At 72.7% G+C, this 14,354-nt stretch carries 15 protein-coding genes; 14 read left to right on the top strand and 1 reads right to left on the bottom strand.

The window, feature by feature from the left end; genetic code table 11:
- The first annotated feature begins 9 nt into the window (after positions 1-9).
- On the top strand, positions 10-1,248 hold the full coding sequence (hemW, locus tag ACZ6H8_RS12905) for a radical SAM family heme chaperone HemW (protein ID WP_464147304.1): 1,239 nt from the start codon (positions 10-12) through the stop codon (positions 1,246-1,248).
- A gap of 47 nt (positions 1,249-1,295) precedes the next feature.
- On the opposite strand, the gene ACZ6H8_RS12900 is transcribed toward hemW, so the two are convergent.
- Positions 1,296-2,033 (bottom strand): DUF4870 domain-containing protein, encoded by a 738-nt coding sequence (locus ACZ6H8_RS12900; RefSeq protein WP_464147249.1) that lies wholly within the window; start codon positions 2,031-2,033, stop codon positions 1,296-1,298.
- 127 nt (positions 2,034-2,160) lie between these two features.
- Between ACZ6H8_RS12900 and hrcA the strand changes: the two genes are divergently transcribed.
- The 13 genes from hrcA to ACZ6H8_RS12835 all read left to right on the top strand — a co-directional run bounded on the left by hrcA (position 2,161) and on the right by ACZ6H8_RS12835 (position 14,304).
- Complete coding sequence (hrcA, locus tag ACZ6H8_RS12895; protein WP_464147248.1) at positions 2,161-3,186, top strand: heat-inducible transcriptional repressor HrcA; 1,026 nt, start codon at positions 2,161-2,163, stop codon at positions 3,184-3,186.
- Positions 3,183-4,268 (top strand): DnaJ C-terminal domain-containing protein, encoded by a 1,086-nt coding sequence (locus ACZ6H8_RS12890; RefSeq protein ID WP_464147247.1) that lies wholly within the window; start codon positions 3,183-3,185, stop codon positions 4,266-4,268. Before hrcA ends, ACZ6H8_RS12890 begins: the two co-directional genes overlap by 4 nt.
- Positions 4,268-4,978, top strand: coding sequence for a 16S rRNA (uracil(1498)-N(3))-methyltransferase (locus ACZ6H8_RS12885; protein ID WP_464147246.1), 711 nt, complete (start codon positions 4,268-4,270; stop codon positions 4,976-4,978). The genes ACZ6H8_RS12890 and ACZ6H8_RS12885 overlap by 1 nt, the downstream gene beginning before the upstream one ends.
- Positions 4,979-4,998: 20 nt before the next feature.
- The gene (locus ACZ6H8_RS12880) at positions 4,999-5,346 is read left to right on the top strand and encodes a histidine triad nucleotide-binding protein (protein WP_464147245.1); all 348 of its coding nucleotides are present in this window, start codon (positions 4,999-5,001) and stop codon (positions 5,344-5,346) included.
- Between the two features lie 34 nt (positions 5,347-5,380).
- Entirely contained in the window at positions 5,381-6,358 is a 978-nt protein-coding gene (locus ACZ6H8_RS12875) for a PhoH family protein (RefSeq protein WP_464147303.1), read from the top strand.
- Positions 6,355-6,810, top strand: coding sequence for an rRNA maturation RNase YbeY (gene ybeY, locus ACZ6H8_RS12870; protein ID WP_464147244.1), 456 nt, complete (start codon positions 6,355-6,357; stop codon positions 6,808-6,810). Before ACZ6H8_RS12875 ends, ybeY begins: the two co-directional genes overlap by 4 nt.
- Positions 6,803-8,068: a hemolysin family protein gene (locus ACZ6H8_RS12865; protein ID WP_464147243.1), complete on the top strand. Its 1,266-nt coding sequence runs from the start codon at positions 6,803-6,805 to the stop codon at positions 8,066-8,068. The genes ybeY and ACZ6H8_RS12865 overlap by 8 nt, the downstream gene beginning before the upstream one ends.
- Positions 8,065-8,952: a GTPase Era gene (gene era, locus ACZ6H8_RS12860; RefSeq protein WP_464147242.1), complete on the top strand. Its 888-nt coding sequence runs from the start codon at positions 8,065-8,067 to the stop codon at positions 8,950-8,952. Before ACZ6H8_RS12865 ends, era begins: the two co-directional genes overlap by 4 nt.
- Before the next feature lie 289 nt (positions 8,953-9,241).
- Positions 9,242-10,177, top strand: coding sequence for a trypsin-like serine peptidase (locus tag ACZ6H8_RS12855; RefSeq protein WP_464147240.1), 936 nt, complete (start codon positions 9,242-9,244; stop codon positions 10,175-10,177).
- 146 nt (positions 10,178-10,323) lie between these two features.
- Positions 10,324-11,469, top strand: coding sequence for a sensor histidine kinase (locus tag ACZ6H8_RS12850; protein WP_464147239.1), 1,146 nt, complete (start codon positions 10,324-10,326; stop codon positions 11,467-11,469).
- The gene (locus ACZ6H8_RS12845) at positions 11,466-12,101 is read left to right on the top strand and encodes a response regulator (protein ID WP_464147238.1); all 636 of its coding nucleotides are present in this window, start codon (positions 11,466-11,468) and stop codon (positions 12,099-12,101) included. Before ACZ6H8_RS12850 ends, ACZ6H8_RS12845 begins: the two co-directional genes overlap by 4 nt.
- A 101-nt stretch (positions 12,102-12,202) precedes the next feature.
- On the top strand, positions 12,203-12,943 hold the full coding sequence (locus ACZ6H8_RS12840) for an ABC transporter ATP-binding protein (RefSeq protein WP_464147237.1): 741 nt from the start codon (positions 12,203-12,205) through the stop codon (positions 12,941-12,943).
- A complete protein-coding gene (locus tag ACZ6H8_RS12835) occupies positions 12,940-14,304 on the top strand; it encodes an FtsX-like permease family protein (protein ID WP_464147236.1) in 1,365 nt (454 codons plus the stop codon). Before ACZ6H8_RS12840 ends, ACZ6H8_RS12835 begins: the two co-directional genes overlap by 4 nt.
- The last annotated feature ends 50 nt before the right edge of the window (positions 14,305-14,354 follow it).

The raw sequence follows: 14,354 nt of genomic DNA, 5'->3' as shown, positions 1-14,354 counted from the left end.
GGGCGGACGCTGATGGGCGCGCTGCCAGACGGCGACGCCGCGCCCACCGACGGCCTGCTGCCGGCATCCGCGGCATCCGGCGCTGGCGAGCGCGCCTTCGGCGTGTACCTGCACGTGCCGTTCTGCCGCGTGCGCTGCGGCTACTGCGACTTCAACACCTACACGGCCACCGAGCTGCGCGGCGCGAGGCAGGCGGACTACGCCGACCAGGCGATCGCCGAGATCGCCCTCGCCGGCCGTGTGCTCGACGAGCTCGCCACCCACGACGCCGCGGTGCGTCGGCCCGTGTCGACCGTGTTCGTCGGCGGCGGCACGCCCACGTTGCTGCCGCCAGGCGACCTCGCCCGCATGCTCGACACGGTGCGCGAGACGTGGGGCCTCGCCGACGATGCCGAGGTGACGACGGAGGCGAATCCCGACTCCGTCGACGCCGCCGACCTGCGCACCCTCGCCGACGCCGGCTTCACGCGCGTGAGCATCGGCATGCAGTCGGTCGTGCCGCACGTGCTGCGCACCCTCGACCGCACGCACGACCCCGAGCGCGTGCCGCAGGTCGTGGCGTGGGCGCGGGATGCCGGGCTCGACGCGAGCGTCGACCTCATCTACGGCACGCCCGGCGAGTCGCTGCAGGACTGGCAGCGCTCGCTCGACGCCGCGCTGTCGTACGACGTCGACCACCTCTCGGCGTACGCGCTCATCGTCGAGGCGGGCACGGCGCTCGCGCGCCAGATCCGTCGCGGCGAGGTCGCGCCGGTCGACGACGACCTGCACGCCGCGATGTACGAGGCCGCGGATGCGACGCTCGGCGCAGCAGGCTACGAGTGGTACGAGGTGTCGAACTGGGCGCGCGGCGGAGCCGTGTCGCGCCACAACCTGTCGTACTGGCACGGCGAGGACTGGTGGGGCGTGGGCCCGGGCGCCCACAGCCACGTCGGCGGCGTGCGCTGGTGGAACGTGAAGCACCCCGCGGCGTACGCCCAGCGGCTCGCCACGGGGGAGTCGCCAGCGCTCGCACGCGAGGAGCTCGATGCCGACACGCGCCGCGTCGAGCGCGTGCTGCTCGAGACCCGCATCCGCGACGGACTGCCCGTCGACGTGCTCGACGACGCCGGGCGCACGGCGGTCGCCGGCCTCATCGCCGAGGGTCTCGTCGACGGCCCGTCGGCGATGCGCGGCCGCGTCGTGCCGACGCTCGCCGGTCGCCTGCTCGCCGACGCCGTCGTGCGTCGGCTCACCGCCTCGACATGACGACGGGCACCCCGCCTCGGGGTGCCCGTCGCGTCGATCGGTGACGGCTACTTGATGATGCGCCAGTTGAACGGGTAGCGGTACGAGCCGCCGCCGTTGACGCGCACGCCGCCGATGATCGCGAAGATGATGCCGAGGATCGGCGGCACCACGGCCAGGAACAGGAACAGGAATCCGATGAGGATGAAGCTCGTGATCGTGCCGACCACGAGGAGTCCCACGGTGAGGATCGTCATGAAGAGCTGGAAGTTCAGCGCCTCCTTCGCCTCCTGCTTCACGAACGCGCTGCGGTCCTTGTAGACGAGGAAGACGATGAGCGGGCCGAGCCAACCGAGGTAGAGGACCCATGCGATGCCGCCGAGGTGGCCGAACATCGCCCACTGCTTCTCGTCCTGCGGCGTCATGGGGGCACCCGCGGCGTACTGCGGCTGACCGGGAGCGCCGTACTGCGGAGCACCGTACTGGCCGGGCCCGGGCTGGCCGGGCTGCGGTGCGCCGTACGGAGGCGCCTGCGGCGGCTGGTGCTGGCCGGGCGCGCCGAACTGCGGCTGCTGCTGGCCCGGTGCGCCCTGCGGTGCGCCGTACGGAGGCGCCTGCGGCGGCTGGTGCTGGCCGGGTGCGCCATGCGCCGGCGCGGCGGGCGGCACGGGCGCGGGGCTCGAGAAGGGCTGGGCGGGCGCGCCCGGGGCGGGAGCCGCCTGCGGTGCGTCGCCCTGCTCGGGTGCGCCGAAGCTGGGCGCCTGCGGCTCGTCGGGCGTCGCGGCGGGGCCGTTGGAGTCGGACATGGGAGGCCTCTCGATCTCGGGTGCCGGGTGCGGCTGCATCCATCTTGCTCGCAGCAGGCTGAGAACGCACCCATCGTCGCGGTACGATTGGCAGTCACGAACGACGAGTGCCAGACGAGGGGGGACGATGGTCACGGATCGCGGCCTCGAGGTGCTGCGGGCGATCGTGCGCGACTACGTCGCCTCGAGCGAGCCCGTCGGCTCCCGCTCCATCGTCGAGCGCCACTCCTTCGGGGTGAGCGCTGCGACGATCCGCAACGACATGGTGCTGCTGGAGGAGGCGGAGCTCATCGTCGCGCCCCACACCTCCTCCGGCCGCATCCCCACCGACAAGGGCTACCGCGTCTTCGTCGACCGCCTGCAGGGCATGCAGCCGCTGTCGGCGGCGCAGCGCGTCGCGATCACCCGGTTCCTCGACGAGGCCGACGACCTCGACGACGTCATGGCGCGCACGGTGCGGCTGCTGTCGCAGCTGACGAACCAGGTGGCCCTCGCGCAGTACCCGTCGGTCGCGAAGGCACGCGTGCGTCGCGTCGAGGTCGTGCAGCTCGCCGAGTGGCGGCTGCTGCTCGTCGTCATCCTCGACACGGGTCGCGTCGAGCAGCGCATGGTCGACGCGGGGCAGCAGATCGGCGCGGAGGCGGCCCAGGCCATCGGCCGCGCCCTCGACCTCGCCGTCGCAGGCAAGCCCACCACCGATGCCGAGGATGCGCTCGTCGCCGTCGTCGACGACGCAGCGCCGGGGGTGCAGGCCGCGACGGCGCGGCTCGTCGCCGTGCTCGGCGAGGTGCTCGCGCCCACCGCGGGCGACCGCCTCGTCATCGCCGGCGCCTCGCACCTCGTGCGCGGCGGCCACGACCTGTCGGGCTCGGTGACGCTCGTGCTCGAGGCGATCGAGGAGCAGGTCACCCTGCTGCGCCTCTTCGGCGAGATGGATGCGGAGGCGACGGCCGTCGCCACCCGCATCGGCCGCGAGATGGCCGACGGCCTCGAGCAGACGTCGATCGTGACGGGCGCGTACGGCGCCGGCGGTCACGAGGCCGGTCGAGTCGGGGTGCTCGGCCCCACCCGCATGGACTACGCATCGAACATGGCAGCCGTCCGCGCCGTCGCGCGGTACCTCACCCGGCTGCTCGACGACGAGGAGCGATGAGCGATCACTACGAGGTCCTGGGCGTGCCCCGCGAGGCCAGCCAGGACGACATCAAGCGTGCATACCGCAAGCTCGCACGACAGCTGCATCCCGACGTGAACCCGTCGGCGGACGCCGCCGACCGGTTCAAGGAGGTCACGCACGCGTACGACGTGCTCTCGGATGCGCAGTCGCGTGCCGACTACGACCGCGGCCCGCAGGCGGCCGGCTTCGGGCTGGGCGACATCTTCGAGCAGTTCTTCGGCGGCACGGGCAGGCAGCAGGGGCCGAGGCCGCGCAGGCGACCCGGCCAGGACTCGCTGCTGCGGCTCGACCTCGACCTGCACGACGTCGTCTTCGGCGTGCACCGCGACCTGCGCGTGCAGACGGCGGTGCTGTGCGAGACGTGCGGCGGCCGGTGCACGGCGCCGGGCACGCGGGAGGAGACCTGCGACATCTGCCAGGGCTCCGGGCACGTGCAGCGTCAGGTGCGCTCGCTGCTCGGCAACATGGTCACGAGCCAGCCGTGCGGGTCCTGCCAGGGCCACGGCACCGTCATCCCCATCCCGTGCCCCACGTGCGCCGGCCACGGACGCGTGCGCGCCGAGCGCACCATCCCCGTCGACGTGCCCGCCGGCGTCGACACGGGCCTGCGCATCCAGCTGCCCGGTCAGGGCGAGGTCGGTGAGGCCGGTGGCGACCCCGGCACGCTGTTCCTCGAGGTGCACGTGCAGCACCACGACGTCTTCAGCCGCGATGGCGACGACCTGCTCGGCACCCTCGAGGTGTCGATGATCGATGCCGCGCTCGGCGCCGAGGCGACCGTCGAGTCGATCGACGGTCCCGTGACGGTGACGGTGGAGCCCGGCGTGCAGAGCGCCGACGTGCTCACGGTCGCCGGCCGTGGCGTCGGCAGGCTGCGCGGCTCTGGCCGCGGCGACCTCAAGCTGGGCGTGCAGGTCGTGACGCCCTCGCGGCTCGACAGGAAGTCGATCGAGCTGCTCGAGCAGCTGCGCCACCGCACGAAGCCGCCGGAGCCGCGCATGGCGCAGTTCCAGCAGGGGCTCTTCTCGAAGCTCCGTGATCGGTTCCTCCGCTTCTGATGGCGCACTGCTACTACGTCGACGAGCTCGACGTCGAGGTGGGCGATCGCGTGGTGCTGGGTGCGGAGGATGCGCGGCACGCCGCGACCGTCAGCCGCGCGCGCGTCGGCGAGCGCGTGCTCGTTGCCGACGGGCACGGCACGCTGTGCCACGCCGACTTCGTCGAGGTGCGCCCCGAGGTCGTGCTCGTCGTGCGCTCGATGCGCCACGAGCCCGCCCCGACGCCGCGCATCGGGCTCGCGCAGGCGCTCGCGAAGGGCGACCGTGCCGAGCTCGCCATCCAGGCGGCGACCGAGCTCGGCGTCGACGCGATCGTGCCGTGGCAGGCGTCGCGATCGATCGTCGCGTGGAAGGGCGACCGGTCGGCGAAGGCCCTCGCCCGGTGGCGCACGATCGTGCGCGAGGCGGGCAAGCAGTCGCTGCGCGCGCACGTGCCCGACGTGCTCGACGTCGTCGACACGCGCGCGCTCGCCGCGCTCGCGTCGACCTGGCGGCTCGTCGTGCTCGACCCCACGGGCGAGGCGACCCTCGCCACGCTCGAGCCCGACGGCCGCGACATGCTGCTCGTCGTCGGGCCGGAGGGTGGCATCGCCCCTGACGAGCTCGAGCGCCTGGGAGGCGAGCGCGTGCGCATGGGCCCCCACGTCGTGCGCACCTCCACCGCGGGCCCGGCTGCGATCGCGGCGCTCGCCGCGCGCTGGCGCTGGTGACCCGCGAGTACGCTGGAGCCATGGCAGAGCAGACCATCTTCGAGCGCATCGTCGCCCGCGAGATCCCCGCGGAGATCGTCCTCGAGGACGACGAGATCATCGCGTTCACCGACATCGCGCCCAAGGCCGAGATGCACGTGCTCGTCGTGCCGAAGACGGCCCGCTACCGCGACGTCGTCGAGCTCGCAGCAGGCGACCCCGACCTGCTCGCCGCCATGGTGCGTGCGGCGCGAGCGATCGCGCTCGAGCGTGCGGATGGCGACTTCCGGCTCGTGTTCAACACGGGCGAGCAGGCGGGCCAGACCGTCTTCCACGTCCACGCGCACGTGCTCGCGGGCGCCGACCTCACCGAGGAGTCCCTTGCCTGACGCACATGCCGAGATCCACGTCGACGGCATCCAGATGGTGCGGCTGCTCGGACCGCAGGATCGCCTCCTGACGCGCCTGGAGCGCGAGTACCCGGAGGTGACGGTCGTCGTGCGCGGCAACGAGGTCACGCTCGACGGCGACCCCGAGCAGGTCGAGCAGGCCGAGCGACTCGTGCGCGAGCTCGCCGACCTCGTCGCGAACGGCGCCGACCTCGGGCAGTCCGAGGTGGGCGAGGGGGCACGGCTCATCCGCGAGGACTCGCCCGTGACCCTCGCCGACGTCGCAGGCGACGCGATCCTGTCGACCGGGCGCAAGAGCATCCGTGCGAAGACGGAGGGGCAGCGCGCCTACGTCGACGCGATCGGCGAGCACACGATCGTGTTCGGCATCGGCCCAGCCGGCACCGGCAAGACGTACCTGGCGATGGCGAAGGCCGTGCAGGCGCTGCAGCGCCGCGAGGTGCAGCGCATCATCCTCACCCGCCCCGCCGTCGAGGCGGGCGAGCGGCTCGGCTTCCTGCCGGGCACGCTCACCGACAAGATCGACCCGTACCTGCGACCGCTGTACGACGCGCTCAACGAGATGATGGATCCCGAGCTCGTGCCGAAGCTGCTCGCGACGGGCGTCGTGGAGGTCGCGCCGCTGGCGTACATGCGCGGTCGAACCCTCAACGACGCGTTCGTGGTGCTCGACGAGGCGCAGAACACGACGCCCGAGCAGATGAAGATGTTCCTCACGCGCCTGGGCTTCGGCTCTCGCATGGTCGTCACGGGCGACATCACGCAGATCGACCTGCCGGAGGGCACGAGCGGCCTGCAGGTCGCGAGCCGCGTGCTCGGCGGCATCGACGACATCCACTTCTCGCAGCTCACGAGCGCCGACGTCGTCAGGCACACGCTCGTCGGCCGCATCGTCGACGCGTACACGGCCCACGAGGCGCGCGTCATGATGCAGGATGGCGGCACGCGCGAGCAGCGCCGCGAGCACCTGCAGCGGAAGGGCCGCCGATGAGCGTCGACGTGCTGAACGAGTCGGGCGTCGACGTCGACGAGGCGCGCCTGGCACGCCTGGTGTCGTTCGACCTCGAGGGCCTGTTCGTGCACTCGGAGGCCGAGGTGAGCGTCGTGCTCGTCGACGTCGCCGCCATGGAGCAGCTGCACGTGCAGTGGATGGACGAGCCCGGTCCCACCGACGTGCTGTCGTTCCCGATGGACGAGCTGCGGCCAGGCACGGCCGACCGGCCCACGCCGGCGGGCATGCTGGGCGACATCGTGCTGTGCCCGCAGGTCGCGGAGGCGCAGGCCGCGGACGCCGGCCACTCGCTCATGGCCGAGCTCGAGCTGCTCACGACGCACGGCATGCTGCACCTGCTGGGCTTCGACCACGCCGAGCCCGCCGAGCGCGACGAGATGTTCGCGCTGCAGGACGAGCTGCTCGCGCGGTTCCGAGCCTCCGATGCTTGAGGTCGCGCTCTTCGCGATCGCCGCGGTGCTCGTCGTCGTCGGCGCGTGGCTCGCCGCGTGCGATGCGGCGCTCGGCGTCACGAGCACGCGCGACCTGCAGGAGATGGCGCACGAGGGCAGGGGGCGCGGCTCGCTCGAGGGCATCGCGCTCGACCTCACGGGCCACGTCATGGTCGTGCAGTTCGGTCGCATCCTCTTCGAGACCACGGCGGCCGTGCTGCTGACCATCGGCCTCACGAGGCTGCTCGACTGGTGGTGGGCGCTCGTCGTCGCCGTGGCGATCATGGCCGTGACGTCGTTCATCCTCGTGGGCACGAGCCCCCGCGCGGTCGGCCGCGCCAACTCGCGCACGCTGCTGCGGGTCAGCGCGCGCCCCATCCGTGCGCTGCGCGTGCTCTTCGGCCCGTTCGCGACGCTCGTCGTGACCGTCGGCGACCGCATCACGCCCGGCAGGCAGCGCGAGACGGCGTTCACGAGCGAGGAGCAGCTGCTGTCGATGGTCGACGAGGCCACGACGCGCTCGGTGCTGGAGGAGGACGATCGCGAGCTCATCCACTCGATCTTCGACTTCAACCAGACGTTCGTGCGCGAGGTCATGGTGCCCAGGACCGACATGGTCGTGGCGGAGGCCGACCTCACGGCCGAGGAGGCGCTGCGCCGCTTCCTCGACTCGGGGCTGTCGCGCATGCCCGTCGCGGGGGAGTCGCTCGACGAGATCGAGGGCATCCTGTACCTGCGCGACGTCGTGCGCAGCCGTACGATGCGTCCCGACGAGCAGGAGACCGCTCGTTCGCTCGCGCGCGTCGCGCTGCTCGTGCCGGAGTCGAAGAAGGCCGACGACACGCTCGCGCACATGCAGCTCGAACGCGTGCACGTGGCGATGGTCGTCGACGAGTACGGCGGCATCGCAGGGCTCGTGACGCTCGAGGACCTCATCGAGGAGCTCATCGGCGACATCCACGACGAGCACGATCGCGCCGGCTCCGAGGCGGTGGCGCTCGGCGACGGCACCTTCGTCGTGTCGGCGCGCCTGCAGATCGACGAGCTCGGCGACCTGTTCGAGATGCAGCTCGACGACGACGACGTGGACTCCGTCGGCGGGCTGCTGCAGAAGGCGCTCGGCCGCATCGCCGAGGTGGGCGACGTCGTCGAGACGCACGGGCTGCGTCTCGCGGTCGAGCGGATCGACGGTCGAGGACGCGAGGCGGGGCGGGTGCGCGTGGAGCGGCTCGCGCCCGCGGAGGTGGAGGCCGAATGACGCATCGCAGTGGATTCGTGACGTTCGTCGGCAGGCCGAACGCGGGCAAGTCGACGCTCATGAACGCCCTCGTGGGCGAGAAGGTCGCGATCACGTCGTCGAAGCCGCAGACGACGCGTCGGGCGATCCGCGGCATCGTGCACCTCGAGGACGCGCAGATCGTCATCGTCGACACCCCCGGCATGCACAAGCCGCGCACGCTGCTGGGCAAGCGGCTCAACGCCGTCGTGCAGACGACGCTCGGCGACGTCGACGTCATCTGCCTCTGCGTGCCCGCCAACGAGCGCCTCGGCCCCGGGGATCGCTACATCGACCAGCAGCTCGAGGGCTTCCCCGGCGCCCGCAAGGTCGCGCTCGTGACGAAGGTCGATGCGACCTCGCGCGAGCGGGTCGCCGAGCAGCTGCTCGAGATCGCGGCGCTGCGCGACTGGGATGCCGTCATCCCCATCTCGTCGGTGTCGGGCTCGCAGCTCGACGTGCTCCTGACCGAGCTCGCGCGGCTGCTGCCCGAGTCGCCGCCGCTGTACGACGCGGGGACGTCGACGGAGGAGCGCCTCGACGATCGCATCGCCGAGCTCATCCGCGAGGCGGCGCTCGAGGACGTGCGCGACGAGCTGCCGCACTCGATCATCGTCACGATCGACGACGTCGTCGCTCGCGAGGACAAGCCCATCACCGACGTGTACGCGAACCTGTGGGTGGAGCGCGACAGCCAGAAGGGCATCGTCATCGGCCGAGGCGGCGAGCGGCTGCGGCGCATCGGCAAGGATGCGCGCGCCGAGATCGAGGCGCTCGTCGGCCAGCAGGTGCACCTCGACCTGCGCGTGAAGATCGCCAAGGAGTGGCAGGGCGACCCGAAGCAGCTGGGACGCTTCGGGCTCTGAGCGCAGGCTCTGAGCCCGGGCTCTGATCTCGGCGTTGCGCACGGGCCGTCGCATGCGCGCTGCGACGAGCGCGGACACTCGACGATCCCTCGGGGAAGTGTGAGGTTCGCTCAGCAGGTGTGGCCGTCCTTCTCAGGATAGCCCCGCGTCCGGGGCGGTGGCAGAGATCTCTCGATGCGCACGGAGTGCTTCTCGATCCTCACGAAACCGGAGCCACGCGGGAATGCCGCCGTCCAGGATCGACGACACCGGCGCTGGGCCGGTGAGTCGACGGAAGGACACGATCCCTATGAGACGCAGCATCCAGGCCATCACCACGGCGACCATCGCAGGAGCGATGCTCGCGTTCGGCAGCAGCATGGCGGTCGCAGCACCCGCCCCCGCTGACGCCGACGTCGATGCGTTCAGCGTCCCCGCGGCCGAGACCGCGGCGGCGGCGACGGCGTGGAGCCCCGAGCGCATGGAGGCCGCGACGCCCGCAGACACGCTCGTGATCGACCAGATCGACCAGCTCGAGCAAGGCGTGCCCGACGGCGCCGCGACGACGTACGCGGCAGAGGCGCCCGTGCTCCAGGCGACGCGGGTGAGCCCGGTGTCGCACATCGGCAAGGTGTTCTTCACGATCGGTGGGCTCGACTACGTGTGCTCGGCCAACTCGGTGTCGTCCGCCAACGGCAACACGGTCTCGACCGCCGGCCACTGCCTCAACGAGGGCCCGGGCGACTTCGCCTCCGAGTTCGTCTTCGTCCCCGCCTACGAGAACGGCAGCGCGCCCTACGGCCAGTGGCCCGCGGTCGAGCTCGTCGCGCCCACGCAGTGGACCGACGGCGGCGACATCAACTACGACACGGGCTTCGCGGTCGTCGCGAGCCAGGGCGGCAGCACGCTCGCGGACGCCGTGGGTGCGTCCGGCGTCTCCTTCAACCAGTCGACGGGCCTGTCGTACACGCTCTACGGCTACCCGGCGGCGAGCCCATTCGATGGTCAGACGCTGCAGCAGTGCGCGGGCACCGCATCGCGTGACACCCTCGGCGGCACGACGTCGCAGGGCGTGCGCTGCGACATGACCGGCGGCTCCTCCGGCGGCCCCTGGTTCATCGGCTCGGGCCCGAGCGGCGTGCAGAACTCCGTGAACAGCTTCGGGTACGACGCGCAGCCCGGCGTGATGTACGGCCCGTACTGGGGCTCCGTCATCCAGGGTGCGTACCAGGAGGCGCAGGCCTGATCGACACGTGGGATGCGCAAGGGGGCCGGCGCTCGCCGGCCCCCTTCGTCGTGCACGCGCGTCGGTCCCCGGGCGACCGTCGTCCGAGCGGATGATTCCGCACCGCCGACCGCGCGGGCACGCCGCGAGCGCCGTAGCGTGATGGGGTGCTCCGCTCCCTCACGCGTCTGCAGCTGACGTTCGACGTCTCCGTCGCCGTCGGGCTCGGGTTCCTGCTGGGGGCGCCGTCGATCCTCATCGGCGCCGGTCCGGAGCTGCCGTGGGTGCTGCTCACGGCGCTCGGGCTCGGCAGCCTCGTCGCGCTGCGCAGGGCGGCGCCGATGCTCACGCTCGTCGCGTCGCTCGTGATGGGCGTCGCCTTCATCCTCGCGGGACTCACGGTGCTCACGCCGCTGTGGTTCCAGGTGCTCGTGCTGCTGTACACCGTCGGCAGATGGTGCGACGGGCTGCAGCGCGTGCTCGGCGCGACGGTCGCGCTCGTGGGCGCCGCGCTCGTGGCCGTCTGGTTCGTGCGCTACGGCTACGGGGTCGGGCTCTCCGGCGGCCTCGTCGACGTGCTCTTCCCGTTCGCGCTCGCCGCGTTCGGGTTCGCGCTGCTGTTCGGCCTCGCGCTCGTCACCGGCATCCTGGTCGGCGAGATCGTGCGCAGCCAGGGGCTGTCGCGGCAGACGCGCCTCGAACGGGAGCGCGCGGAGGTCGAGCAGGAGCGCACGGGCATCGCGCGTGACATGCACGACGTCGTCGCGCACTCCCTCGCCGTCGTGATCGCACAGGCCAACGGAGCCCGCTACGCCGACTCGACCGAGGCGAAGGACGAGAGCCTGCAGCAGATCGCCGCGACGGCGTCGTCGGCGCTCAGCGACGTGCGAGGACTGCTCGAGCGGCTGCGCCACGCCCAGGCGGCCGACCCCGACGCGTCGCTCGTGACGTTGCCCGCCCTCGTGCAGCGCGTGCGCGCCGCGGGGCTCGCGGTCGAGGTGCGCGAGCAGGGCGTGCCGGGACCGCTGCCGCGCGCCGCCGACATCGCGGCGTACCGCATCGTGCAGGAGGCGCTCACGAACGCCCTGCGACACGGCGCGCGCACGCATCCCGTGCTCGTGTCGATCGTGCACGGCGAGCAGCTCGAGCTCACGGTGCGCAACGCGCTGCGCCAGGCGCCGGGGGAGTCGGGCCACGGCCTCGTGGGAATGCGCGAGCGTGCGAGGATCGCCGGAGGGCACGTCGACGTCGGACCCTCCGGCGGCGCCTGGGTCGTCCGGGCCGTGCTGCCGCGCTGGGAGGCACCCGCATGATCCGCGTCCTGCTCGTCGACGACCAGGCCCTGTTCCGCAGCGGCATGCGCATGCTCGTCGACTCCCAGCGCGACCTCGAGGTCGTCGGCGAGGCGGGCGACGGCCGAGAGGCGGTGCGCGAGACGCTGCGGCTGCAGCCCGACATCGTGCTGATGGACGTGCGCATGCCCGTGCTCGACGGCATCGACGCGACGACCGAGATCGTCGCGGCGGGCAGCGCAGCGCGCGTCGTCGTGCTCACGACCTTCGACCTCGACGAGGCCGTCGCGCGCGCCCTGCGCGCAGGGGCGAGCGGCTTCCTGCTGAAGGATGCGCACCCCGAGCTCGTGCTCGCGACCGTCCGTGCCGTGCACGGCGGCAGCGAGGTCGTCGCAGCCTCTGCCACGCGCACGCTGCTGGCCAGGCACGCCGAGCAGCCCGCGCCGCCGCCAGCGTCGCTCGCGACGCTCACGCCGCGCGAGCACGAGATCCTGCTGCAGGTCGCACGTGGGCTGTCGAACTCGGAGATCGCGCAGACCGAGTTCGTGAGCGAGACGACCGTGAAGACCCACGTGTCGCGCATGCTGCAGAAGCTCGGCCTGCGCGACCGCGTGCAGGCGGTCGTGTTCGCGCACGCGCACGGCATCGTCTGACGCACGTCGGTCGTCGACGCCGAGCGACCTCATCCGCCAGGATGACCGGGTCGGGACGCGCGGACGACGCGCGAGACGCGGTGCGCGGCTGGGATGGACGCATGCACTCCGCTCCTGCACTCCAGCTCACCGACGTCGCGCGCCGCTACGGCGCAGGCGACGCCGCCGTCGTCGCGCTCGACGGCGTCTCGCTCGCGATCGACCCCGGCGAGTTCGTCGCCATCATGGGTCCCTCCGGCTCCGGCAAGTCCACGCTCATGCACCTCGCGGCCGGCCTCGACGCCCCGACGTCGGGCTCGGTGCGCATCGGCGAGACCGAGCTCGTCGGCCTCGACGACGCGTCGCTCACCCGGGTGCGGCGCGACCGCGTCGGCTTCGTCTTCCAGGCGTTCAACCTCGTGCCGACGCTCACGGCCCGCGACAACGTGCGTCTCCCGTCCGACCTCGCCGGCCGCGCGCCCGACGACGCCCTCATCGGTCACCTCGTCGACTGGCTGGGCCTCGCGGACCGCATCGACCACCGCCCCGGCGAGCTCTCCGGCGGGCAGCAGCAGCGCGTCGCGATCGCGCGAGCCCTCGCGACGCGGCCGACGATCGTCTTCGCAGACGAGCCCACCGGCAACCTCGACTCCCGCACGGCCGCCGACGTCCTGCGCATCCTGCAGGAGGCGGCGCGCACCCACGGGCAGGCGATCTGCATGGTGACGCACGACCCGGTGGCCGCCGAGGCAGCCGACCGCGTCGTGCTGCTCGCCGACGGCCGCATCCGCGGCGATGAGCGCGGGCTCGACCGCGCCGAGATCGCGACGCGCATGCTGCGGCTGCAGGAGCGTGCCGCGTGAGCCGCGCCCACGTGCCCACCGTCGCGGTCACGGCCGTCGCGGCATGCTTCGCCGTCATGCTCACGGGCCTCACCGAGACGATGTTCACGCTCGTGCTCTCGAACGAGGCGCTCGGCGGTGGCACGGCGGGCGTGCTCGCGGGGCTCGCGGTCGTGTGCATCACGGTCGTGTCGATGCTCGTGAGCGCCATCGTGACGCTCACGACCGTGCAGCACGTCGTCGAGGAGCAGCGTCCGCAGATCGCGCTGCGCCGACTCCTGGGTGCCACGGCGGCGCAGGAGCGCACGCGGGTGCTGCGCCGCTCGACCCTCGCCGGGCTCGCCGGCACCCTCGCCGGTGCCGTCGTCGGCCTCGGCGTCTCGCTCGTCGCGCAGCTCGCGCTGCGGTCGGCAGGCACGCTCGACGGCGTCGAGCTGGTCGTCGCCCCCGCGACGGCCGTCGCACCCGTCGTCGCGATCGCCGCAGCCGTCGTCGTGGTCACGCGCATCGGCACGCGCGGCGTGCTGCGCGTCCCGCCGATCGAGGCGCTCGGCGCCGCGACGGCGCAGCCTCGTCGCGCTCCGCGACCCGTCGCCGCCATCGTGCTGCTCGCCCTCGCGGCGCTCGTCCTCGGCGGCGCCGTCGCCCTCGGGCCCGTGACGCCGCTTGCCGTGCTCATCGCCGTCGTCGGAGGCGTCATCCTCTCGGCAGGCATCATCGGCATCGCGCCCTCTGCGCTCGTGCCCGTGCTCGCCGTCGTCGGCCGCATCCTCGGCCGCTCGGTGCCTGCCCGCGCCGCCGTGCGCTCCGCGCAGTCGGCCAGGGATCGCACGAGCGGCCTCGTGCTCGCGCTCATGGTCGGGGTCGCGACGGTCGTGCTGCTCGCGACCGCGGGGGCGACGATGCGCGACGCGCTCATCGCGATCGACAGGACGCCGGAGGTCGTCGCGGAGATCACCGCCCTCGTCGACTCGATCGTCGCGGTGCTCGCGATCGTCGTCGGCTCGAGCGCCGTCGTCGCCGTCCTCGGATTCGTCACGAGCATGCTCACGGCGATCCGCCAGCGCACCCGCGAGATCGGGCTGCTGCGCGCGCTCGGCATGACGAGCGCGCAGGTGCGGTGGATGGTGACGGCCGAGACCGTCGCGATCGCGCTCGTCGCCCTCGTCGGCGGGCTCGTGCTCGGCATCGGGCTCGGCTGGATCGCCGTGTGGACGATGTTCGGCTCGTCGTACGGCGTCGGCCCCATCGTGCCGTCGGTGTCGCCGATGCTCGTCGCAGGCGCCGCCGTCGCCTCCGGCGTCGTCGCGCTCGTCGCGGCCGCACCGGCCACGGCGAGGGCCCGCCGCATCGCCCCGGTCGAGGCGCTGCGCGCAGCCTGAGCGCACGAGCGGGGAGCGCGTGCGGGTGTAGTGTTGCCCGCATGCGCTCC

The organism is Agrococcus sp. AC640b, assembly GCF_979255995.1.
Note: the sequence above shows the minus strand (reverse complement) of the source record. Positions and strands in the feature narration are given on the sequence as shown.